This is a genomic window from Burkholderia sp. BCC0419 (genome assembly GCF_902830285.1).
GTDB lineage: Bacteria > Pseudomonadota > Gammaproteobacteria > Burkholderiales > Burkholderiaceae > Burkholderia.
The window spans coordinates 1-22,176 of record NZ_CADESR010000001.1; the positions used below are offsets into that span (position 1 = coordinate 1).

At 63.4% G+C, this 22,176-nt stretch carries 17 protein-coding genes; all 17 read left to right on the forward strand.

All coding sequences use genetic code 11. The annotated features are described in order from the left end of the window. Positions 1–48: 48 nt before the first annotated feature. The 17 genes from HWW87_RS00005 (at position 49) to HWW87_RS00085 (ending at position 21,963) form a co-directional block, all read left to right on the forward strand. A complete protein-coding gene (locus tag HWW87_RS00005; RefSeq protein WP_175818731.1) occupies positions 49–876 on the forward strand; it encodes a hypothetical protein in 828 nt (275 codons plus the stop codon). A gap of 136 nt (positions 877–1,012) precedes the next feature. Beyond that, positions 1,013–2,038, forward strand: a complete 1,026-nt coding sequence (locus tag HWW87_RS00010; protein WP_175818732.1) for a hypothetical protein — start codon at positions 1,013–1,015, stop codon at positions 2,036–2,038. Positions 2,039–2,430: 392 nt separating this feature from the next. Continuing rightward, entirely contained in the window at positions 2,431–5,508 is a 3,078-nt protein-coding gene (locus HWW87_RS00015; RefSeq protein WP_175818733.1) for an ATP-binding protein, read from the forward strand. Positions 5,509–5,628: 120 nt separating this feature from the next. Further along, positions 5,629–5,817 (forward strand): hypothetical protein, encoded by a 189-nt coding sequence (locus HWW87_RS00020; RefSeq protein WP_175818734.1) that lies wholly within the window; start codon positions 5,629–5,631, stop codon positions 5,815–5,817. A 323-nt stretch (positions 5,818–6,140) separates the two neighbouring features. Next, entirely contained in the window at positions 6,141–6,800 is a 660-nt protein-coding gene (locus tag HWW87_RS00025; protein WP_175818735.1) for a response regulator, read from the forward strand. 80 nt (positions 6,801–6,880) lie between these two features. Continuing rightward, complete coding sequence (locus HWW87_RS00030; protein ID WP_175818736.1) at positions 6,881–9,895, forward strand: hybrid sensor histidine kinase/response regulator; 3,015 nt, start codon at positions 6,881–6,883, stop codon at positions 9,893–9,895. A 781-nt stretch (positions 9,896–10,676) separates the two neighbouring features. Further along, positions 10,677–11,207: a CS1 type fimbrial major subunit gene (locus HWW87_RS00035; protein WP_175818737.1), complete on the forward strand. Its 531-nt coding sequence runs from the start codon at positions 10,677–10,679 to the stop codon at positions 11,205–11,207. Positions 11,208–11,443: 236 nt separating this feature from the next. Beyond that, on the forward strand, positions 11,444–13,576 hold the full coding sequence (locus tag HWW87_RS00040; RefSeq protein ID WP_244107086.1) for a TcfC E-set like domain-containing protein: 2,133 nt from the start codon (positions 11,444–11,446) through the stop codon (positions 13,574–13,576). Between the two features lie 28 nt (positions 13,577–13,604). Further along, complete coding sequence (locus HWW87_RS00045) at positions 13,605–14,294, forward strand: pilus assembly protein (protein WP_175818739.1); 690 nt, start codon at positions 13,605–13,607, stop codon at positions 14,292–14,294. Between the two features lie 26 nt (positions 14,295–14,320). Further along, positions 14,321–14,764, forward strand: a complete 444-nt coding sequence (locus HWW87_RS00050; RefSeq protein WP_347879274.1) for a hypothetical protein — start codon at positions 14,321–14,323, stop codon at positions 14,762–14,764. Between the two features lie 46 nt (positions 14,765–14,810). Further along, positions 14,811–15,314, forward strand: coding sequence for a hypothetical protein (locus HWW87_RS00055; RefSeq protein WP_175818741.1), 504 nt, complete (start codon positions 14,811–14,813; stop codon positions 15,312–15,314). Further along, positions 15,311–15,937, forward strand: a complete 627-nt coding sequence (locus tag HWW87_RS00060) for a hypothetical protein (protein WP_175818742.1) — start codon at positions 15,311–15,313, stop codon at positions 15,935–15,937. Before HWW87_RS00055 ends, HWW87_RS00060 begins: the two co-directional genes overlap by 4 nt. A gap of 8 nt (positions 15,938–15,945) precedes the next feature. Continuing rightward, entirely contained in the window at positions 15,946–16,494 is a 549-nt protein-coding gene (locus tag HWW87_RS00065; RefSeq protein WP_175818743.1) for a hypothetical protein, read from the forward strand. Positions 16,495–16,582: 88 nt separating this feature from the next. Continuing rightward, on the forward strand, positions 16,583–17,251 hold the full coding sequence (locus HWW87_RS00070; protein WP_175818744.1) for a hypothetical protein: 669 nt from the start codon (positions 16,583–16,585) through the stop codon (positions 17,249–17,251). 745 nt (positions 17,252–17,996) lie between these two features. Next, the gene (locus tag HWW87_RS00075; protein WP_244107087.1) at positions 17,997–18,593 is read left to right on the forward strand and encodes a fimbrial protein; all 597 of its coding nucleotides are present in this window, start codon (positions 17,997–17,999) and stop codon (positions 18,591–18,593) included. Beyond that, positions 18,511–19,383, forward strand: a complete 873-nt coding sequence (locus HWW87_RS00080) for a fimbria/pilus periplasmic chaperone (protein ID WP_244107088.1) — start codon at positions 18,511–18,513, stop codon at positions 19,381–19,383. Before HWW87_RS00075 ends, HWW87_RS00080 begins: the two co-directional genes overlap by 83 nt. A 201-nt stretch (positions 19,384–19,584) precedes the next feature. Continuing rightward, a complete protein-coding gene (locus HWW87_RS00085; RefSeq protein ID WP_244107089.1) occupies positions 19,585–21,963 on the forward strand; it encodes a fimbria/pilus outer membrane usher protein in 2,379 nt (792 codons plus the stop codon). Positions 21,964–22,176: the final 213 nt, after the last annotated feature.

Here is a 22,176-nt window from a genome sequence, read left to right on the forward strand (position 1 = left end):
CGCACGGACACATAAGCCGAACAACGACTCTAATCGATCGACAACGACATGAAGACCAACCTTTCCCAACGTCTCATTCAAGGTGCGCTGGTTGCAGCGCTTGGCGCGTTCGTCGCGGGGTGCGGCGGCGTGGTGACGCCCGGCGGGCAGAACGCCGGCGTGACGGGCGCGGCGGCAGGCGGCGCGAGCGCCGGCGCCGATTCGCAACTGCAGCGCTGCACGTCGCCGCTCGGCACGATCGCGGTCGACGACGGCCGCAATGCCGACTGGTGGGGCCCGTTCGGCAGCGCGACCAAGATGACGACGATCGACCCGCTGCTGCGCCTGGCGGTGCAGCAGTCGAACTGCTTCGTGATCACGTCGATCGGCAACCAGAAGAGCGACGCGCGCCTGTCGCGCATCACGCAGTTGCAGCGCAACTCGGGCGAATACCGCGCGGGCTCGAAGCAGCAGAAGGGCCAGCGGGTCGCGGCCGACTACTACATGGAGCCGCAGATCGTGATCAACGATTCGCCGATCGGCGGGATCGGCAGCATGATCGGCGGGCTGATCGGCAACAGCGCGGTGGCGGCGGTGGCGGGCCATCTGCAGACGAAGGCGTCGGTCGTGACGCTGACGCTGTTCGACGTGCGCTCGGCGGTGCAGATCGCGGCGTCGGAAGGCAGCTCGACGGCGACCAACTACGGCGCGGCGCTGGGCGGCTTCGGCGGTGGGGTGGGCGGCGCGCTTGCGGGCTTCTCGGCGACGCCGGAAGGCAAGGCGACGGTCGTCGCGTTCATCGATGCGTACAACAAGATGGTCGTCGCGCTGCGCAGCTACAAGGCGCAGGACGTGAAGGGCGGGCTGGGTCGCGGTGGCCAACTGCAGGTCAACTGACGTCGCCGGGCCGGCGCGGGCCGCCGGCCGGTTGCTGCTTCCTGAGTCTTGATTCCTGATTCGTGATGGTCGGTGCGTGCGGCGTGATTCGCGCGTACCGGCTGCGTTCGTCCTGTTCGTTTGGAAGGTGATCCCGATGAGAGCCGCTGCACTGATTGCATTGACCTGCCTCGCGCTGACCGCTTGCGGCGGCGGCGACGACAATTCCTCGCCCGCAGCGTCCGGCGGTTCGGGGACGAGCAACAACGGCGGCAGCGGCGGTGGGACGGGCGGCACGGGTTCGGGCGGGACGGGTTCCGGCGGCAACGGCGGTTCGGGTGGCTCGGGCGGCACCACGCTGACCTGGCGCTACGAGGCGCAGCCTGTCGCGGCCGATCGCGCGAGCTTCCTGACGCTGGTCAACAACGAAGGCGCGAAAGGCTACCGCTATCTGGGCGACTACTTCTACAACGCGGGCAACGGCGGCACGCAGTCGATCTTCGTGAACGACGGTACCGCGCAGACCTACACGTACCAGTTGCAGACGGCGCCGGCCGACATGACGTCCTTCGTCAATGCGGCCAACGCGCAAGGCGCGAGCGGCTACCGCTACGAAGGGCCGCTCACGTACGGCGATCTCTATCGCAAGGATGGCGGTTCGTCCGCCACCTACACGTACACGACGACGGGCCTGCCGGCCGACGCGAACGCATTCCTCACGCAGGCGAACGGCCAGGGCCAGTCGGGCTACTGGTTCCTCGGCCCGATGGCGGTGGGGGCCGCGCAGGCGAACGTGTACATGAAGAACAACGCATCGAACGCGACCTATACGTACGACGCGCTGGCGCCGACGTCGACCGTCGGCGACTTCATCGCACAGGCCAACAGCGAAGGGGCGAAGGGGTATCGCGCGAAGGGCGGGATGGCATTCGGCACGGCGATCTCGTGGATCTACGTGAAGGACCAGACGCAGTCGCCGACCTTCTCGTACCAGTCGGCCGCGATCCAGTCGACCGGCGCGAGCTTCGTGCAGCAGGCGAACACGTTCGGTGCGCAGGGCGCCGCGTATCTGAGCGATATCGCGCTTGGCGTGCCCTCGCCGGTGATGGCGTCGTTCTATTTCACGCCGAAGAACTGCACGGGCTTCCTGTGCACGGCGCTGAATCCGCTCACGCAGAACTGAACGGGCGTTGCCGGCGCGGCGGCACGGGACAGGGTTTCGTGCCCGACGCGTCGGATCGAGTGCCTCAGGCGCGCTGCGTTTGCCGTGGATGCGCCTTTTGCCGCCGGCTTGCCGGCGGTATTTCATTGGCGCGGCCGTCCGCCGCGAATCGACGACGCGACTTGTCCGATCGGATCGGTCCCGCTCCGCGATTTCGCGATGATCTTTCGTTCAAGTTCCAAATCATCTATCAATCAAATAGGACGTGTACTAAAAAGTTAATGCACGACTGATTTTCGCAGTGTCGTTTGGCATGATCGGGACATCGCTATCCCGGATGTACCCATCGTGACGCCCGGTTCGGCAGGGAATCTGCCGCATGTCCGCACCCCCGGGCGCCGTCACGCCGAGCCATGTCATACAGCACACTTCAGTCCATTCGCCGCTACCAGAGCATCTCGATGTTCGGGGGCGGCATCGTCGTCACGATCCTGATCCTGATCGCCTGCGGGCTCGGGATCGCGTCGATCGTCTACGGCTATCTGGACGGCGAGCGGCGCAATTTCCTGAACGGTGTCGAGGAAACCGTCGACCAGGTGCAGGTGGCCCAGACGTCGTTCCGCAACGGCGTCACGAATACGCAACTGATCTGGCGCGAGCTCCGCGCGGCGCCGGCGGACGTCACGAAGGCGTTCTTCGATAACGGCCAGCAGCTTGCGATCACCCCGTACCCGTCGCTCGTGGTCGGCGTGCCGGGCCAAACCGCGCAACGCGACGAGGTCGGGCGTTACCTTGCGCTGTCGTTCCTGCTGTCGCGCATCTGCGCGGCGAGTTCGATCAATCGCGGGCGCACGCTCGAGGGCTACCACTACAGCACGCGAACCGGGGTGTTCGGGCTGGTGCCGCACCTGTCGCGCGACAACCCCGCGCTCGCGTCGACCGACGCGCGCGCGCAGGTGTTCGATGCGCTGCAGGTGGATTTCGATGGCCTGCCGCCCGCTCCGGACGACGGTCGGCCGAATGTCCGCTGGCTGCCGCCCTACCTCAATCCGGTCACGGGGCAGGTGCGCATCCGGATCGCCGCCGAGGCGCGAGCCGGCGGCCAGCCGTTCGCGGTGCTGGTCACCGAATACGCGCCCGAATACCTGCTGTCATGGCTGCCCGAGCGCCCGTCGGCCGGCACGTTCTTCATCACGTCCGCCGACAATCGGCTCATTACGATCGATCCCGATGTCGAGCGCACGAACGCGCTGACCGAGCGCCTGTTGAGCCTTGACGTGGCACAGGGCGATCGGGCATCCGGCGAGCCGCTCTTTCGCGACGGCGCGATCGTGTTCCGCAGCAAGCTCGCCGCGACGGGCTGGACGATCGCGTATGCGCTGTCGTGGGCCGACGTGGCTGCCGGCATCGGCGTGCAGGCCGGCTCGCTGGCGGCGGCGACACTCGTCGCGATCGTCGTGATGTGGCTGCTGCTCGTGCGATTCCACCGGCGCGTGCTCGTGCCGGTCTATGCGCGCTCGGCACGCGTGTTCGACAGCGAGGCGCTGTGTCGCAGCGTGATCGCGATGGCGCCGGTCGGCATCGGTCTCGTATCGCTGTCCGACCGGCGCGTGATGCTCGCGAGCGACGCGCTGACGCAAATGCTGCTGCCGCACGGCGTCGATCATCACGCGCTGTCCGCGCAGGTGCTCGACAAGTACGACGCGTTCGTCGCGGACGGCGGGGCCGGCCGGACGATGACGACCGAGCTCGTGCTCGATGCACACGGCGATGCGCCGCTGCATCTGGAGGTCATCGCGCACAGCGCGCGTTACAAGGGCGAGGCCGTGCTGATCGCGGCGTTCGCCGACACGAGCACGCAGCGCCGCCTCGTGCATCAGCTCGAGGAAGCGGTGCGCGCGGCCGATTCGGCGAATGCGGCCAAGTCGTCGTTTCTTGCCGCGACGAGCCACGAGATCCGCACGCCGCTGAACGTGATCCTCGGCAATCTCGAACTGCTCGAACGCACGGCGCTCGATGCGTCGCAGCAGAGCCGCGTGCAGACGCTGCGCGTGTCGGCCGAAGGGTTGCTCGCGATCGTCAGCGACATCCTCGATTTCTCGAAGATCGAAGCCGGTGCAATGTCGGTCGAGTCGATCGAATTCGACGTGATTACGGTAATCGAGCGCGAGCTTGCGGCTTTCGCGCCCATTGCAAAGGCGAAAGGGTTGCCGCTGTTCGCCGATATCGACGCGAGCGGCGCACAACGCATGCGCGGCGACCCGACGCGGCTCGCGCAGGTGGTCGGCAACCTGCTGAGCAACGCGATCAAGTTCACGAGTGAAGGGCGCATCGTCGCGCGCGTGGCGGTGGGGCGAAGCCCGCGCGGCGCGCCCGAGCTCGCGATCGGTATCGAGGATACGGGCATCGGGATCGATCGTGCGCAACAGGCCAGGCTGTTCAAGCCGTTCTCGCAGGTCGACGTGTCGATCACGCGGCGCTACGGCGGCACGGGGCTCGGGCTCGCGCTGTGCGACCGGCTGGTCGCGGCGATGGGCGGGGCGATTTCTGTCGAGAGCGCGCCGGGCATCGGCAGCCTGTTCACCATTCGCCTGCCGTTGCGCATGGGCATTACGCCGAAATGTCCGGTCGGCGCCGGCGCCGGCCAGACGCTGATCGTCGTGTCGCCGGAGGACGCGTGGCGCGCATTCGCGTTTCCGCATCTGCGCGCATGGGGTTTCGACGTCGCGATGCATCCGAGCCCGATCGGGATTGCCGCCGGGTGCCTCGCGCGTGCTCACGCGATCGTGCTCTTCGGCGATTCCGATCAATGGCGGCGCGAGGAACTCGACAGCCTCGGCGGCGGCACGCCGATCGTGCTGGCCACGCCGGACGGCCCGCTGCAGCCGGCCGTCGCGGGCCGCACGATTCGCGTGTCGAGCTATTCGCTGAACGGTTTGCGCATGGCGATCGGGCAGGCGCGGGTCGCCACGGCCGAATCGAGGCGCGAGCCGGATCGCGCCGCCCATGCCGGCCTGCCGGTAGTGCCGGTGTCCGGCACGCGTGTGCCACGCGTGCTGGTTGCCGACGATGCGTCCGTGAACGGGTCGATCTTCCGCGAGCAGCTGGACGTGCTCGGCTGTACGGTTCGATGCGTGTCGTCCGGCGGCGCGGCGCTCGACGTGCTCGCGTCCCGTGAGTGGGACATGCTGCTGCTGGGCGCCGACCTGCCCGACATGTCGGCCCGCCAGCTGGCGGAAGCCGTCCATGCGCGCGCGCTGCCGTGCGACATGATCGTCGTGGCCTCGTATCTGGCGCCCGACGACGCCCGGCGTTATGCGGCATCGAACGTCGAATGCGTATTGACCAAACCCGTGACGCTTGCCGATCTGCGCCGCGCCCTGGTCCGCATTGCGCGGCGGCGCGGGATCGACTTTCCGGCCGGGGCGACGGACAAGCGGCCGGCATTGACCGCAATGTCGGCGGTGTCGGCACACGGGCCGGGACGATAAGAAAAACGCGGCGCAGCGGCGGCGTAGACCGCCCGGCGTCAAACGGGGAAGGCAGACACGCCGCATCGCTGGGTGCCGCGTGATTTCGACTGAAGAAGGAAGGGTAAGGCCGTGCGCTATATGGGAAAGGTGTTCGGGCTGCTGCTTGGATTCGCGACGTTGCCGGAGAAATCCCGACGGGATTTTCTGACGAAGCTGAACGAGTTCATCATGATGTCGCCGTCGCAGAAGCGGCGCGCCATCGGTGAGTGGCAGCATGCCGCGGATGACGGTTCGAGCGAACCGGACAAGTCCGCGATCAAACGTTAGGGCAGCTCCGGCCGCCCGACGGGACGGGATGGATCGACGGCGTTGGGGGACGCCGTCGATCGGGTATGTGCGGGCGGCGTCCGTGGGCCGCCGAAGCTTCGTGCCGTCACGCGGTGTCCGGCGCGTCGGGCCGTGGCAGCTATCAGCGGCCACGGCCGATCGTACCGCCGCAGCCCGGAACCCGTCTATTATCTTAAAATTACGCTGCGCACCGCCCGGTTCGCTGAACGCCGCAACGCAAACCGTGTTGCGAGATCGATTCGAATCCCGGCGCGTCGCTCAACATGGCACGTCGGGCCGCGTGTATCGGGAGAAGAATAAAGATGGATGAATTTTTTGTGCGAGTGATGGTGGCGGACGATCATCCTTCGTCCGCGCTGGGGATGTCGCAGGCGCTCGCGGGCAGCAGCACGATCAAGCTGCTCGGCACCGTCTCGAATTCGACCGACCTGGTGGCGATGCTCGACGAGCAGCAGAGCGACGTGCTCGTCGTCGATTACGTGATGCCCGGCGGCAAGTACGGCGACGGCCTGTCGCTGCTGTCGTTCCTTCAGCGCCGTTATCCGGCGCTTCGCCTCGTGACGATCACGATGATCGACAACCCGAGCGTGCTGCTCGCGATTCAGAAGCAGGGCGTCGCGTGCATCCTGAGCAAGTCCGATGCGATTTCGCATCTGGTCGGCGCGGTGCATGCGGCCTTCGTCGGGGCGAATTATCTGTCGCCGTTCGTCAAGAAGCTGCTGGAGGACTGCCAGCCGTCGGCCGGCATGCGCTTGCTGACGGCCCGCGAGATCGAGGTCGTGCGCCTTTACGGGGCCGGCCTGACGGTCGGCGAAATCGCCGTCCAGCTTCACCGCAGCAAGCAGACGATCAGTTCGCAGAAGTCGAGCGCGATGAAGAAGCTCGGCATCATCCGCGATGCCGACCTGATTCGCTATGCGAGCGAGGGGCAGTTGCCCGATTTGCCCGCGGCCGATGCCTAACCGGGCACCCGGTGGCCGTACCCAGTGAACCGCACGGCGTATGACGCCATGCCGGCGCCGATACGACTTCGACGACACGTATGCCCACCAAACTGAAAACGCTGATTGCACACGCCACTGTCGGGGGCCGTAAACCGTTCGAGCCCGCGCGCGTTCGGCGCCAGCAGCAATGGTTGCTCTACGGCAGCGGCGTGGCGATCACCGTGTTCGTGCTGGTCTGCACGGCACTCGTCGCTCGACTCGACGTGCTGGAATCGGTTGTGCAGTACCGTTCGGAATTCCTGGTGCGCAAGGCCGACCTGCTGGCCGAGATGGAGGTGGTCAGGGCACTTCAGAACCGCTATGTCGAGAACCTCGAGATGATAGCGACGCGCGGCCCGGACGCATCGCCCGATACGCTCCGGCGGCTCGTCGACGATCGCGGCAGGCTGGTTGCGGTCGGCCAGGCCGGGCGGGTGGCGTTCGCAGCGTTCGCGGTCGCTTCATCGTCGCTGCCGGCGAGGGCCTACGCGCCGTTGCTCGGCAGGCTGCTGGCGCAGGGCGACGTCACGGGCATCATGCCGACCCAACAGGTCGGCGATCCGGGCATGGGCGGGTACCTGATCGATCCCGACGGCAATTTCGTCGTCGTGACCGGCTATCCGCTGGTCAAGCAGGTGCTGGCGCGGCCTGCCGGCTTCGATATCAAGGCGTTGATACGGCAACTGCAGCCGCCTGCCGATTTCGTGTCGGCGGCGGCCGCGCCGGATTACCGGAAGATTCTGCTCGACCGGCGTGACGACCCGCTCGTCGGACGCTCGGTATTGCGGTTCGTGCAGGCGGTACGCGATGCTCAGGGCAAGCCGGTCGCATGGTTCGTTGTGGTCAGCCGGCCGGCGATCGACGATTTTCTCCGTGCTTCGTCCGCCGGCAGCGATTATGCGCTGGTCAACCCCGACGCGCAGGTCCTGACCGGTCGCGACGTCGATCCCAGGCTGACTGCCCGTGCACTCGTTTATGCGCATGTTGCTCATGGCGAACGAGCGGTGGCCCATCGCGTCGGCATGAACATCGTCATCGGCGACCAGATGCCCGGGTTCCGCGAGGTGCTGACCGCGACGATTTCATGGCGACGCTTGTTCGACGATGTGGCCGTCCGGCTGGGTATTGCAGTCGGCCTCGCGCTGCTCGCGATCGGAACGGTGTGGTTCGCGATCGTCCTGTTCGACCGGCGCGCGCTGCGCCCCGCCAACCGCCGCGCGATCCGGCTGATCGAAAGCGAGGCGTTGAACCGCACGCTGATCCGCACGGCGCCGGCCGGGCTCATGCTGCTGTCGCTCGCCAATGGCGACACGATGGTTCGCAACGAGGCCGCGCAGGCCTATGGCGGCGGTGGAGCGGAGCCGTCGCTCGGCAAGCGAATCTGGCAGGCCTACCGCGACAGCGCCGCGGGCGGTCGCGCGCCGCGCGTCGTGACGCACGAGTTGTCGGTCGAGCTCGCCGGCGGCGGTACGGCCTATCTTGCCGCCCATATCGTCCGTACCCGCTATCGCGGCGTCGATGTGCTGCTTTGCACGCTCACCGATATCACCGCGCGCAGGCAGATGGAGCACAAGCTGCGCGAGGCGCGCGAAGCCGCGGACGATGCGAACAAGGCCAAGTCGACGTTTCTCGCGACGATGAGCCACGAAATCCGCACGCCGCTGAACGCGATCGTCGGCAATCTCGAGCTGATGGAGCGTGCGCAGTTGCCGGCTGACGAGCAACGGCGGTTGCAGACGGTCATGTCGTCGTCCGATGCGTTGCTGCGCATGATCAACGACGTGCTCGACCTGTCGAAGGTCGAGTCCAACCAGATGGCGCTCGAAGCCATCCCGTTCGACCTGCGCGCGATGCTGCGCGACGTCGCGGCGGTTTTCCGCCCGCTCGCCGATGCGAAACAGCTCGCGCTCGAATGCCGGATCGCGCCGGGGCTGGCCAACGGCTACGTCGGCGATCCGACCCGCCTGCGCCAGATCGTGTCGAACCTCGTCAGCAACGCGATCAAGTTCACCGAGCACGGCCGCGTGACGATCGACGCGCGCCCGGCCGCTGCCCGCGGTAGTCCGCACGGTGTCGAGATCGCGGTGCGCGACACCGGGATCGGCATTCCTCCCGAAGCGCTGCCGACGCTCTTCGACGTGTATGTGCAGACCGATCCGTCGATCTATCGGCGATTCGGCGGCACCGGGCTGGGGCTGCCGCTCTGCGGACGTCTCGCGCGCTTGATGGGCGGCGCGCTGACGGTCGACAGCCGGCCGGGCGCGGGCACGGCGTTCGTCGCGGCGCTGCCGCTCGCGGATGCACCGTCCGGATGGCGCGCCGCGTGTGACGACGTGCCGGCTACGGCACCCGCGCTGCCGATGCACGCGGACGACAGCGCGCCGCTGCGCGTGCTGGTCGCGGAAGATCATCCGGCGAGCCACGCGTTGTTGCGGGATCAGCTCGATGCGCTGCATTGCGATGCGACGCTGGTGTCGAACGGCGTCGAGGCGATGCGCGCGTTCTTCGCGCAGCCGTTCGATGTGGTGTTGACCGATCTCGGCATGCCGGAACTCGACGGGTTCGCGCTCGCCAACTTCCTGCGCGAGCAGGGCGCGAAGGTGCCGGTGATTGCGATGACCGCGCATGCGACCGACGAGGACCGGCGGCGCTGTGCGGACGTCGGCGCGGTGGAGGTGGTGCTCAAGCCGCTGTCGATCGCCGCGCTCGACGCGGTGTTGTGCCGGCACGGGATGCGCGGCGCGGCGAATCAACCGGAGCGGAGCGATCCCGACGATGGGCGGTCGCCGGCCATGACGGACGAGATGCGCGAGAAACTGACGCAAGCGACGCTCCACTCGCTGGCCGTGATCGACAGCGCGCTCGCGTCCGACGACGTCGCGTCCGTCCAAATCCAGCTGCACTCGATGCGCGGCGGCTTCGCGCTGGCGGGCGAGGTGGAGGCGCGGGACGCCTGCGCGGCGATGGAGGGCATCGTGAACGCCGGCGAGCGCGGCTCGATTGATGCAAGCTGGCCCGGCTGTCGCGAGCGCATCGAACAGGCACTGGAGCGGCTGGCGCACCGCGACGCCTGACGGTCGTTCCCCCCGACACGGCGCACCGTCGAATGACATGGGCCGGGGCGAGGGCTCCGGCGTTGTCCGCGTCAGGTTGCGGGTCTCGCGTCCCGCAACGCGTCGGCACTCTCACGATGATATCGGTCGTCCGGCGTTGAAGCACAGCGCCGTTGCGGGTAGCTCGAACGGGTTGTCTGCCGCAGCTTTACTAGTACGAAGCGCGTGTTTCAGATTTTCGTAAAAGTACTAAGTGAATGTGTTTTGTCTGAAATGGGCGGTTTGGCGACGCAGAATAATATGAATGTTGCGACGACGAATGACGCACGGATTTGAGGAGTGACAAAAGGCGACCGGTATTTGTGCCGAATTTATCCGTATTTGAGATTTTAAAAAACACTCGGATGAGTTTGCGTTTTATCAAAGACAAGAGCGCTGACCCATTGCGCGCCTTCCCGGCCGTCGAGCCGATTGCCGCTCACCGAGAACAAACTTCACTTGTGTCGTCGGGATCCATCGGCCGATTAGCCAATGTCATCGTGTGGCGCTGATCGTTTTTTCGACGCATGACTGACGCCTCGCGTCATTTAAATGAAAAATAATTTAGAGAATCCGGGAATTTTAAGTTAGGAATCTGTAATTCGTACATTTACGATGGGTTTGGGCTCTGCATCTAGATGTTGTCCTGTCGATCATCGAGAGTGGTCCTGAGAGAATTCCGTCCGTGGAATTTGACTTCCACGGATCGATGTCACTTTTCACTGACATCGGTTGATGGATTTTTCATTTAAGGGATAAATCGATGAATCTCAGCAAACTCGTTCTGGCACTCGGCGCAAGCGCAGCACTGTTCGGCATGGCAGCAAGCACGGCCCATGCCGACCCGGTCTCGAAGAAGATCACGCTGACCGCGCAAATCAACGATGGCATCTTCGTGTCGAAGCCGGACGGCTCGACGTGGTACACCACGGAAGAGCTCGAAGCCACCGACTACACGCAGTCGAAGTTCAAGAAGACGCTGCCGATCCGCGTCTGGACGAAGAGCGCGGACTTCAACATTTCGCTGGCCCAGCCGCTGAAGATGGCGAGCGGCAGGTACGAAATGAAGAATTCCGTGGTCACGCTGTCGAGCAGCGCGGGTGACTCGGAAGTGAAGTTCGGCGCCCAGCAGAAAATCACGCAAACGGTCGGCGCCAACGGCAACTTCGATGAAGTTCACAACCTGAAGATCAGCGTCGACGCCCCGACGCAGGTCGGCAACGCGAGCACGAACGGCAGCTATAGCGGCGATCTCGTGATGGTGTTCGAACCGGTCGCGGCGGCAGCACCGTAAGTCTGCATCCACGCTGGAGCCCCGCCCCTGGGCGGGGTTCCTTGTTTCGTCCGTTTCGAGAGGCAAGCAAGCGCTCGCCGTTCAATCGCCACTTCAGATAAAAAAGCGTGTCTGCCGATCAAACTCCTTTCCGTCTCAACAAGCTGTGGCTCGGTGCGTTCATTTTTGTTTCATCGAACTCGTTCGCAGAACTAAAGGTATCGTATGGCGTACCTGACGGCTTCAGCGCGGCGGAATTGGACGACAGTGCCAGCTATGTCGCGACCTTCAACGGAAGAACCCTGCCCGGGTTCGTCAGCTACTCCGTCGACCACAGCGCGCTCACGTTCGACGCGGAGAAATATCGCGAGAACGGCATTTCGGCGAAAGACGTCGAGACGCTGACGCGCATCGTTGCGCAACTGGATTACAAGCGCTGCAGCAACGGTTGCGATACCGAAATCGATGGTTATCACGTGACTGTCGACAAGCTGAAGCGGTCGATATCCATCCGGGATTCCCGCGAAGACTACATTGCTCCGGAGACGGAGCTGGGTATCGTCAACAACCAGGCGCTGGATTTGCGCGCGGCGTCCGACGGCTATCGCGCCGTGAACGTCAACGGCAACACCTGGGTCGGGTTGCCGTCGCAGAGCTTCGGCTACATGAGCTGGTATGCGAACGATACGCGGTCCCGCCAGTACAACGGCGGCACGCGCGGCATCTCGTCGTACTACCTGCAGAAGAATTTCGCGAACACGTATGTGCGGATGGGCAAGCAGAATAGCATCGACTATTCGTCGGGCACCGTCAGCACCTTGCTCACGCCGAGTTTCGACCAGTTCGTGACGGTCGGCAGCCAGTCCCACCTGAAGGTCGACAGCAATACGGGTTCGTTGATCCTGTATGCGACCTCGGACGGCAACTACGAGTTCTACCGGAACGGCAGGCTAGTCACGAAGCGGCCGGCCGCGATCGGCCGCAACGAGATCAGCTTCGCGGATCTCCCGGGCGGCTACTACACGATGGAGGTACGCCTCGTCGACCGGAACGGCAATATCGTGAGCCGCGAAACGCGCGAGATCAACAACCTCAATTTCGCGGCGGCAAGCGGCAATGCGTGGCATTTCACGGCCGGCAAGGACATGTACGACAGCGGCGGCTATCTGATCGAAGCCGCGCTGAGCCGCAACCTGAAGCAGTTCTATCTGAATGCGTCGACGCTCGTCGGGCGCGGCGGAAAGTGGGCCGCCGAGGTCAACGTCACGCGGCCGTCGCAGATCGCCGGTGTCGATCTCACGCCCACGCTGGGCATTCTGAGCGGCGAACGGGGTGCCGGGGGCTACGTGAACCTGGGCCTGACGCACGAGACGTTCGGCTCGCTGTCGGTCAGCCGTTATCAGAACACGAACGTCTCGCGTTTCTATCGCGGGCAGCCGAGCACGGCCGCTTCGTACAGCCGAAACATTCGCAAGGCGATCTTCAACTACAACTTCCAGCAGTCGAATTTCGGTCATTCCCACCAGGCCGAGGTGCGCTGGAACTATCGCCCCAACGGGCTGTGGGCGACGTTCGCGCTCGGCGTGCAGCAAGGCGGCTTCCAGCGCAGCGGCAATGGCTACGGCGTGTATTTCAACATGACGATGACGCTCGACAAGGTGCAGGGCAGCTTCGCCGCCGCGCACTCGGGCGGGCAGACCCAGTTGAGCGCCGACGTGCGGAAGGATTTCGCCGACGGCTTCGGCACGTCGACGCTCGGCATGAACGCGAACCGGATCGGCAACGACTACAGCCTCAACGCGTATGGCAGCCGTTCCGGGTCGCGCGGCGATGCATCGCTGAACCTCGGCCATTCGAGCATCGCGAGCAACATCGACTTCAACTACCGCGGCATGGCGGCGGCCAGCAAGCACGGGATTGCATTCGGGCGCTACAGCCCGAGCGGCAGCGCGATGCTGCTGAAGACACCCGCTCTCGACGGCACGTCTTACGGCTTCAACGTCGAGGGCAGCCCGGTCGCGGGCGGCAGCACATATGCGGTGCCGTTGAACGCGTATAGCGATGTGTCGTTCGCACGCGTATCGAGCAGCAGCCGCGATCTCGACATGAACATCGAGGTGCCGGCGAACATCGTTCGCGCGCATCCGGGGCAGGTGTATTCGGCCAAGGCACGCGTCGACATCAGCATGATCTACAGCGGTTTCCTGACGGATGAGCAAGGGAAGCCGATCAACGGAACGGTCGTCGAAACTGGCGATACGGTTCACCGGAACGGATTGTTCTCGATCGTGAGCAAGAAGATGCTTTCTTTGATCACGGTCGAGCAGGACGGTCAGCGCTATAGCTGCGATTTGAAGAATCCGAACGGAAGCTACTACCGCTGCAATTGACGCGTCCGATTATTGGAAGGAAGACGGAATGAAAGTGAAATGGCGAATCGGGGTGGCCGCGCTATGCGGTCTGTTGTCCGGAGCGGGGCAGCTCGCTCATGCGGAGGGCGAATTGATGGTGATGCCGGCCACCACCAAGGTGTTCAATGCTCACGAGCAGAAAGTGTCCGTGAGGAACATGGGCGACGCGCCGCTGTACCTCAACATCGGGGTGCAGAAGGTCGTCAACCCCGGCGTGATGCCCGAAAAGAAGGTGGATCTCGGGGACCTCGACCATCCCGGCATGCTCGCGAGCCCCGACAAGCTGACGCTCGGCCCGGGGCAGACGCGGGCGATCGTCCTGAAATCGCTGGCCGAGCCGGATGCCGAAGAAGTCTATCGGCTCTATATCGTGCCGGTCAGGTCGCTGAAGGTCGACGACGCGCCGCAGGACCGGATCACGGCACCGATGTCGGTGGCGATCGGCTATGGCGTGCTGGTTCGACACATGCCGCCGCCAGGCAAGCAGCGTTCCGGCTGGACGCATCGTTGCGACGGTGGCGGGGTGACGCTCGAGAATACCGGGAACGTTCGACAGGTCTTTACCGATGTCGTTTACGACAAGGCGAAGGCGGCGCAAACGGTAGCCGTGTTTCCGGGTACGCCGCAGCACTTTGCTACCCGACACATGACATTCCAGGTCGACGATAAACCGGTCACGCTGGATTGCCCGCAATGACACCTGCGCGGAAATGGGCGTTGGGCATGCTGGCCGTGCTGTGCAGTGCGCACGGCATGGCGGCCGGTGTGCTGAAACTGTCGCGCACGGAAGTGACGCTGGCGCCGGGCCAGCCTCCGAACGAGCTGTGGGTCGAGAACGTCGGCGATACGCCGCTCTATCTCGACGTGACGCAGCAGTGGGTCGCCAACCCGGGGCAAACGCCCGAGCGTCTCGTGCCGGTCGAGGAGATGGATCGCCCGACCTTGCTGGCACAGCCGAGCCATCTCACGTTGGCTCCGGGGCAGAAATACCAGATGACGCTGAAGGAACTCGCGGCGCCGCTTGAGCCCAAGGTCTGGCGGCTCACGTTTCGTCCTCGCGAACGTATAGCCGTCGATGGTGGAGAGGCGGACCGCGCGGTCGCACCGTTGTTTATCAGCGTGGGCTATGGCGTCGTGGTCTATCAGCTTGCGGGCAGGAACCACTAGGTGGGGTTCCGGGTGATGACCGGCCATCGTAGGGCAATCGGGTCGTATGTTGCCGGGCGATGTCGCTGCGAAGCGCCGCGAATGCGGCGTGACGCGCGGCACGGCCGGTCAAAATGCTTTGACAGTGGATGGAAAAATGAGATTTCAAACACGGGCATTCAAGTGGGTCGAAACGGTTTTACTGAGCGCGTTTCTCTCGATGTTTTCCGTCAGCGCACTTGCGTGGAGCGAGTTGATCGAGGATCCGCTGAGCAACGGCTACGGCGCTTGTTCGTGGCGGGATAACGGAAACGGAACCAGCACGCTCAGAGTGACGATCAACTTCAAGGAAGCAGCCGGGCATATCGGGAAAGCACATACTTTCTATTCGCGAGGAATCATGCTTTATACGTATAAGACGGGCGGGGTGATGAATTTGGAGCCATCGACCCCGGCCCCGGCACAGTCTGTCCGGTTGAACGGGGTTCCGGCTAAGGGAGTTTGGCTAGGAGGGAGGGGATACAAGATGTATCACGGTGGGGGGGCGGCGGCGGAAGCGGCCCACCGGTGATCTCACCGGAGTGGAAGCGGGACGAAGCCTTCATCGCGGACGTAGAAGTCGTCATCGACAATAGTGTCGTGTCGGATTGGCCCGCGCTTTCCATTCGCGCCGGCAATTTCACGGGCGGGGCCGACGTGGCGGAAATCAAGGGCGTCGCCTATCTGGGGCGCTTCGGAACCGCCAGTAACTGCATCGTGATCGATCCGGAGATACCGCCGCCTCCACCGATCGAGATCAACATGACCGCACCCGACTGGAATCTCGGTGAACTGCCGGACGGGGATGGGGAAAAGGTCTTGTCGACCAACGCCGATCAGCTCTGTTTCACGTACCGGGGTATCGCGGTTAGCGGCAAGAAGTTCGTGATCAATGCCAGTAACGCCAACGGCATCGTGGGTAACCGGTATCGGTTGAAGAACGTGAAAGACGCGTCGCAGCTCATACCGTACGACGTGACATTGGACAGCGGCTCGTCGACGCTGCACTTGCCGAATACGAATAAAGCGGCGTTGTCGCTCGATAGCTCGGGCCGAACCTGCTTCTTTCCGACGTTCCGGACGACAGTGGATCGCAGCTTGAAGGACGGCGACTACAACGACGTTCTCGTCTTTACTGTCGTCACGAAATCGTAGGAGGCGGTATGGAAAAGTGGATTCTGAATGGCTTGTGCGCGTGCCTGATGGGCGCGTCGGCAATCGCATCCGCGGAGATCATCGTGCTGAACGGCAAGACCACCAGCAAGGTGACCGCCCGCATCGTCAAGCCGAACAAATTGATCATCACTGACGATAAGAATGGCTGGTTCGACAAGGGGCTGGAGATGCAGCAACTCGGTGGCTGGGATACCCCGTACGATGTACAGGCGCGCCTGAAAGTAATATCGACCAGCGGGGTGTTCCAGGTGCGCCTCGATACGCCGCTGACGATCAGGCATCAGTCGAAACCGGCGCTGGTGTTTCGGACGCCGACCGTCAAACTGGGCGCCGATGGCGGCGTGCCGAAACCGATCGTGGTCGGGCAGGGTGCGGAATTCCAGAATCCGGCGCCGCAGCAGGCAGGCACCGACTCGGTCGGGTATTACACGCTCGACGTGTCCGCGTATCCGCCGGCGGGCGATTTCAAAAGCACCGTTGGGACGTACAGCGGCGTGTTGTCGATGACGTTCGAGCCGGTGGTCAGGGCACCCTGACGCTTGATCCATCGTCGGTTTGCCCGCCTTGCGTGAGTAGTCGGCCGGGCGGGCAAACCGGGCGTCACTTGCCGCGCAGGCCATCGACATGAATCCTTACGCATCTATCTTTTCCCGTGCCGGTTTCGCGCTCATGCTGGCGATCCCGGTGTCGGCATCGGCCGTCATCGACATGCTTCCGAAGGAAGCGACGGTGGAGCAAAAAAGCGAGCCGATCACGCTCGTCAACAACGGCGATCACGCCGAGTACGTGACCATTTCGCTGTCACGCCTGTTGAATCCCGGTGTGCCGCTGGACGAAGAGCGCCTCGAGCCGGTCGGGGACGAGACGAAACCGTCGCTCTATGTCTATCCGTTTCGGGTGAGTCTTGCCGCCGGGCAGACGAAAATCATCACGCTCAAGCCACTCCGTCCGGTTGACGTGGAGACGGTTTACCGTCTCGACGTGCAGCCGGTGATCAAGCTGCTTGGCAGCGAACGCAGGAATGCGTCGGCCAATGTCGTCGTCAGCCTCGGGTTCAGCGGGCTCGTCCGTCAACTGCCTCCGAAAGTTCGCGAGGGACTCGACGTCGTGTGCGACGCGTCCGGCGCTCGACTGACGGCAACCGGGACTATCCGCTATCGCGTGGAGGGCGCGCAAGCAGACGGCCATGCGGTCGATGCCTTCAACGTCTATCCCGGCGTGCCGTTGCCACTGACGGGGCGGGTCGTGGAAATTCCCGGGCATCCTGTCTGCCGCGCGACCGTCGAGAAATAGCACCTCTTCGAAACAGGTGTGTGCTTGCGTCGTGATGATGCGAGCACCACGCGAGTCGACGGATCCGTGACGCTCGACGCGTCGACCCGAAAATCGTTCGGTTGGCCGCCTTTTGCGGTCGCGCCTTGGCGTGACGCAAGGGCTGAATGTTCCGATTCTCTCGCTGCTGCCGGACTCTTCCGGCCGTGTTCACGTTCGGCCGGCCAGGCGGGCTGGTCGCTCCCGGTTCGACCGCCGCACGTTGCGATCCCTCATCGCGACGACTCACCGCTCCCGCGCGTTGCTTTGCGGTGTTGCCTGCATGCTTCCCGATGAATTGAAACAGGCCGCCGACCGGTGAACCTGCTTGGTCGCACACTGATTCAGGCGATGCGCTTGTCCTCATGCGCATTCGTTTTGTCGACCGTGAAATTCGGATTTTTCTTAAAAAAAGGTTAAATGCGAGTGTGGCGGTTTTATCCAGACATGTACGCACTCGTTTATTGAGCGGCCGATGCATTGATGCCCCCGGCATGCTCCTGCGGCAAGGCTGAGGCCGATGTGGAAAGGGATGCGGGGCGAATGCCGGGAAATGTTAAATCCGTTTTTCATTTACGAGGACGGCGTCCGAAATCAAAATTCGTACTCGTACTAATACATTTTCGTTCAATGTCGTTCTCGAACTAAATACAAATATTGCGTCAATTGGCATCATTCGTCCTGCTCTGTAAGGAGTTATTCAATTACGTCTCATCTGGAGAACATCGTGGCACTCAACAAAAAAATTCTGGCACTCGCAGCAGTCGCAGGCACGTTCGCAGCAGGTTCGGCAATGGCTGCCGACGGCACGATCAACTTCACCGGCAACATCACCGCGGCATCGTGCTCGATCACGGGCGGCGCAGGCACGAGCGTGACCGGCGAGAAGGGCAAGCAGGACATCGCGGTCAACCTCGGCACGGTCAGCGCGGATTCGATCGGCGGCACCGCGGGTCATGGCATCGCCGGCGGTACGGCGATCAGCCTGAACCTCGACTGCGGCAACACCGCAACCGACCTGACGCTCGTGAAGATGAAGTTCGACCCGCTGGCCGGTTCGGGCATCGACGGCAAGAACAACAAGCTGCTGAAGATCTCGGGTTCGGCAATGGGCGTCGGTATCGGTCTGTACAACGACGACAACACCTTGCTGAACCTGGCGGCGAACGAGACGATCAATGGCTCGCTGGTGAAGGGCGGCACGGCAGAAGCGCCGACTTACACCGCGTCGCTGAACATGCGTGCGGGTTACGTCGCAAACGGCGAAAAGGTCGCGGCTGGTACGGCCAACGGCACGTTGCCGTTCACGCTGTCGTACGAGTAAGTCTCCGCCAATCGAGCGGCGAAATGGCACGTCGTGCCGTTTCGCCGCCGCCTCCAGATTCAAATCCGCCATGAAGAAAAAGCTCATTGCCGGGCTGGTCGCGGCCGGCTCGATGTTGTTCCTGTCCCTTTCGTCGCATGCCGGCATTTCATTGTCCGGCACGCGCGTGGTCTATCCGGCGAAGAGTAAGGAGGCATCGCTCATCGTCAAGAATCAGTCGAAGGACGACGTGATGATCCAGTCGTGGATCGAATTGCCGGACGGCACGAAGGGCGACCTGCCCTTTGCGATTACACCGTCGCTGAGCCTGCTTGGCGGCGACAAGCAGCAGGTGCTGCGAATTTTTTACGCGGGCGAAGGGCTCGCGGCCGATCGCGAATCGGTGTTCTGGCTGAGTGTGCAGGAAATCCCGCAAAAGCCGAAGGAAGACAACTCGCTGCAGATCGCGGTTCGGCAACGGATCAAGATGTTTTACCGGCCAGCCGATCTGGCCGAGAAACCCGAAGATGCGCCGGGTCGATTGAAGTGGCACTGGAGCGATGCGGACGGTAAGCCGGCGCTGGAAGTCGCCAACGATACGCCGTATTTCGTATCGCTCGGTCACGCGAATCTCAAGGCCGGTGCGAACACTTATCCGGTCGTCACTGAGATGATCGCGCCGAAATCGTCGAAGCGCCTGGCAATCAAGGAATTCTCCGGCAAATCGATGCCGGCAAGCGCCAAGGTCGAATTCAGCTCGATCAACGACTTTGGTGCAACGGTCGATACGCAATCCGACGTGACGAAATAACGGAGCCGTTGGGCGAGCCGGCCAGCAGGATCAAATCTCAGAAATACGTTGTACTGATTAAAACAATCATAAAGGGCGCGCAGTCAAGACATGAAAACCACTGTCAAGAAAATCGTAGAGGCTTGCCAGCGCGCGTCCTATTTGATGGCGCTTGGCGCCGCCGTTGCGCCCATCGGCGCGCAAGCGGCAGAATTCAACGAGATGTTCCTCAAGAAAGGGGAAGGTCCTGTCGAGCTTTCGTATTTCGAGCGCGGCAGCGCAGTTGCACCGGGCACCTACGATGTCGACGTTTCGCTGAACCAGCAGCGTGCGAAGCGCGAGGCGATCGTGTTCAAGCTCGGTGCATCGGGTGACGTCCGGCCCGTTGTCACCTATGGCTTGCTGAAAGCGCTTGGTGTGGACGTGAAGCGGCTCGAACGCGAGCATAAGCTGGAGCCGGGGCTGGCCGACGACGCGCCGATCGACGTGAGTACGTTGGTAGACGGTGCGTCGACGAGTTTCGACGTCGGGACGCTGACGCTCGACGTCACCGTGCCGCAGATTTACGCGCCGGCGCAAACGCGCGGCTACGTCGATCCGTCGATGTGGGACGAAGGCATTACCGCCGCTTATTCGAATTACCAGGCGAACTTCAGTCACGACACCGATTCCGGTTATCGCAGCGACTACGCATACCTCGGGTTGCGTAACGGCTTGAACATCGGCGCGTGGCGGCTGCGCAATGAATCTGCGCTGTCATGGCGGCGCGGCAGCCCGTCGGATATTTCGGCGAACCGCAGCTATGTGGAGCGCGACCTGCAGCGTATCAAGGGGCGGCTTTCCGCGGGCGAAGTGTATTCGTCCGGCGAGATCTTCGACAGCGTGCGTTTTCTGGGCGTGCAGGTCAGCTCCGATACGGGGATGCTGCCGGACAACGAGGTCGGCTATGCGCCGGTCGTGCGCGGGATCGCGCAGAGCAATGCGGTGGTCGAGGTCCGGCAGAACGGCTACGTGATCTATTCGACGTCCGTGACGCCGGGCGCGTTCGAGTTCCGGGACATTTACCCGAGCGGTTCGAACGGCGACCTCGAGATCCGGATCATCGAATCCGACGGCAGCGTGCGCACGTACCGGCAATCGTATTCGTATCTGCCGGTGATGATTCGTCGCGGCACGATGCGTTACGCCTTCTCGGCCGGCCAGTATCGCGGCTACAGTCAGTCGAGGCCGAAGTTCGCGCAGGGCACGCTGATCTATGGCGTGTCCGACAACCTGACCGGCTACGGCGGCTTCATCGGCTCCGACCGCTACGCGGCGATTGCATTCGGGGTCGGCTATAACTCGCGGCTGGGCGGCGTGTCGTTCGATATCACGCACAGCCAGTCGAACGTGACCGGCCGCAAGGCCAGCGGGCAAAGCTTCCGGTTCCTGTATTCGAAGACGTTGGCCGCGACCGAGACGACCTTCACGATGGTCGGCTATCGCTATTCGACGGACGGCTATCGCACGTTCAGCCAGCACGTCGACGATCTCGATCGCCAGTGGGGCGCCGGATATCGCCGTCAGAAGAGTCGCGTCGACCTGAACGTCAATCAGTCGCTGGGCACGAGCGGGTCGCTGTACGCGAGCATCGGCGATACGAGCTACTGGAACCAGGGTGGCTCGAGCCGCAACATCCAGATCGGCTACAGCGGCGCGCTGAAGAATCTCAGCTACAGCATCGCGGCCGCGCACACGCGGGAATCGGGCCCGTTCGGCCGATCCGATACGCAGTTCACCGCATCGATCAGCATCCCGATCGGCGGCGGCACCCGCTCGCATCGGATGTTCGCGAACACGGTGGCGTCGACCAGCGGCGACGTGAGTTCCCAGGTAGGCGTGAACGGCTTCCTGAACGACTCGAACACGGTCAACTATTCGGTGCAGGGCGACTACCGCAAGCGTGCGGGGGGATCGGGCGGGGTCGGCCTCGGCTGGGATACGCCGCTCGCCAAGCTGACGACGAACTACACGCAGTCCGGCCATGGCAAGCACGTGGACGTCGGTGTTGCGGGTTCCGTGGTGGCGCACGGCGGCGGAGTCACGCTGGGTCAGACGGTCGGCGAGACGTTCGCGATCGCCGAAGTGCCGGGTGTGCGCGGCGCGCGGTTCTCGTCGTCGACGAGCATCAGCACCGACCGTCGCGGCTACGCGATCCTGCCGTATGCGCAGCCGTATCGCTACAACTGGCTGAACATCGATACCGAAAGCCTCGGTTTCGATACCGACCTGACCGACAACGCGAAATCGGTGGTCCCGACGCGCGGTGCGATCGTGAAGGCAAGGTTCGCGGCCGAAACGGGCCGTCGAATCCAGTTCGACGTCAAGACGTCGGACGGTGGCAACGTGCCGTTCGGCGCGACCGCTTACGACGAAAGCGGCAAGGTGCTCGGCATGGTCGACGATGCTTCGCGCGTGCTGGTGTTCGGCATCAAGGATCAGGGGCGCCTGTCGATTCGGTGGAGCGAAGGTTCATGCGAAGGCGGATATGCATTGCCGGAGCAGAAGAAGTCGGTTGCGTACGAGCGTGTCGCGATGACTTGCAAGATGGCAGGGCGGTGATCCCGGTTGAAAACGCATGCTTCGATGGCAAAGCAGCGTTGCATCGGTCAATCGGCCCAACGCGCCGGCACATGGCACATTGAACATCGATTTCGATGTTTCTTCAGTGGATAAAGCACTAATGAAAAACTTCGTATCTTTGCTCCGGTATATCGGAGTCGGAATGTTGCTCGCGATGGGTTTACACGCTCCAGCCCAGGCGCTCTGTAAATG

Coding starts and splice junctions, on each gene's coding strand:
- HWW87_RS00005 (WP_175818731.1), top strand. CDS start 49: ATGAAGACCAACCTTTCCCAACGTCTCATTCAAGGTGCGCTGGTTGCA.
- HWW87_RS00010 (WP_175818732.1), top strand. CDS start 1,013: ATGAGAGCCGCTGCACTGATTGCATTGACCTGCCTCGCGCTGACCGCT.
- HWW87_RS00015 (WP_175818733.1), top strand. CDS start 2,431: ATGTCATACAGCACACTTCAGTCCATTCGCCGCTACCAGAGCATCTCG.
- HWW87_RS00020 (WP_175818734.1), top strand. CDS start 5,629: ATGGGAAAGGTGTTCGGGCTGCTGCTTGGATTCGCGACGTTGCCGGAG.
- HWW87_RS00025 (WP_175818735.1), top strand. CDS start 6,141: ATGGATGAATTTTTTGTGCGAGTGATGGTGGCGGACGATCATCCTTCG.
- HWW87_RS00030 (WP_175818736.1), top strand. CDS start 6,881: ATGCCCACCAAACTGAAAACGCTGATTGCACACGCCACTGTCGGGGGC.
- HWW87_RS00035 (WP_175818737.1), top strand. CDS start 10,677: ATGAATCTCAGCAAACTCGTTCTGGCACTCGGCGCAAGCGCAGCACTG.
- HWW87_RS00045 (WP_175818739.1), top strand. CDS start 13,605: ATGAAAGTGAAATGGCGAATCGGGGTGGCCGCGCTATGCGGTCTGTTG.
- HWW87_RS00050 (WP_347879274.1), top strand. CDS start 14,321: ATGCTGGCCGTGCTGTGCAGTGCGCACGGCATGGCGGCCGGTGTGCTG.
- HWW87_RS00055 (WP_175818741.1), top strand. CDS start 14,811: ATGTTGCCGGGCGATGTCGCTGCGAAGCGCCGCGAATGCGGCGTGACG.
- HWW87_RS00065 (WP_175818743.1), top strand. CDS start 15,946: ATGGAAAAGTGGATTCTGAATGGCTTGTGCGCGTGCCTGATGGGCGCG.
- HWW87_RS00070 (WP_175818744.1), top strand. CDS start 16,583: ATGAATCCTTACGCATCTATCTTTTCCCGTGCCGGTTTCGCGCTCATG.
- HWW87_RS00085 (WP_244107089.1), top strand. CDS start 19,585: ATGTTCCTCAAGAAAGGGGAAGGTCCTGTCGAGCTTTCGTATTTCGAG.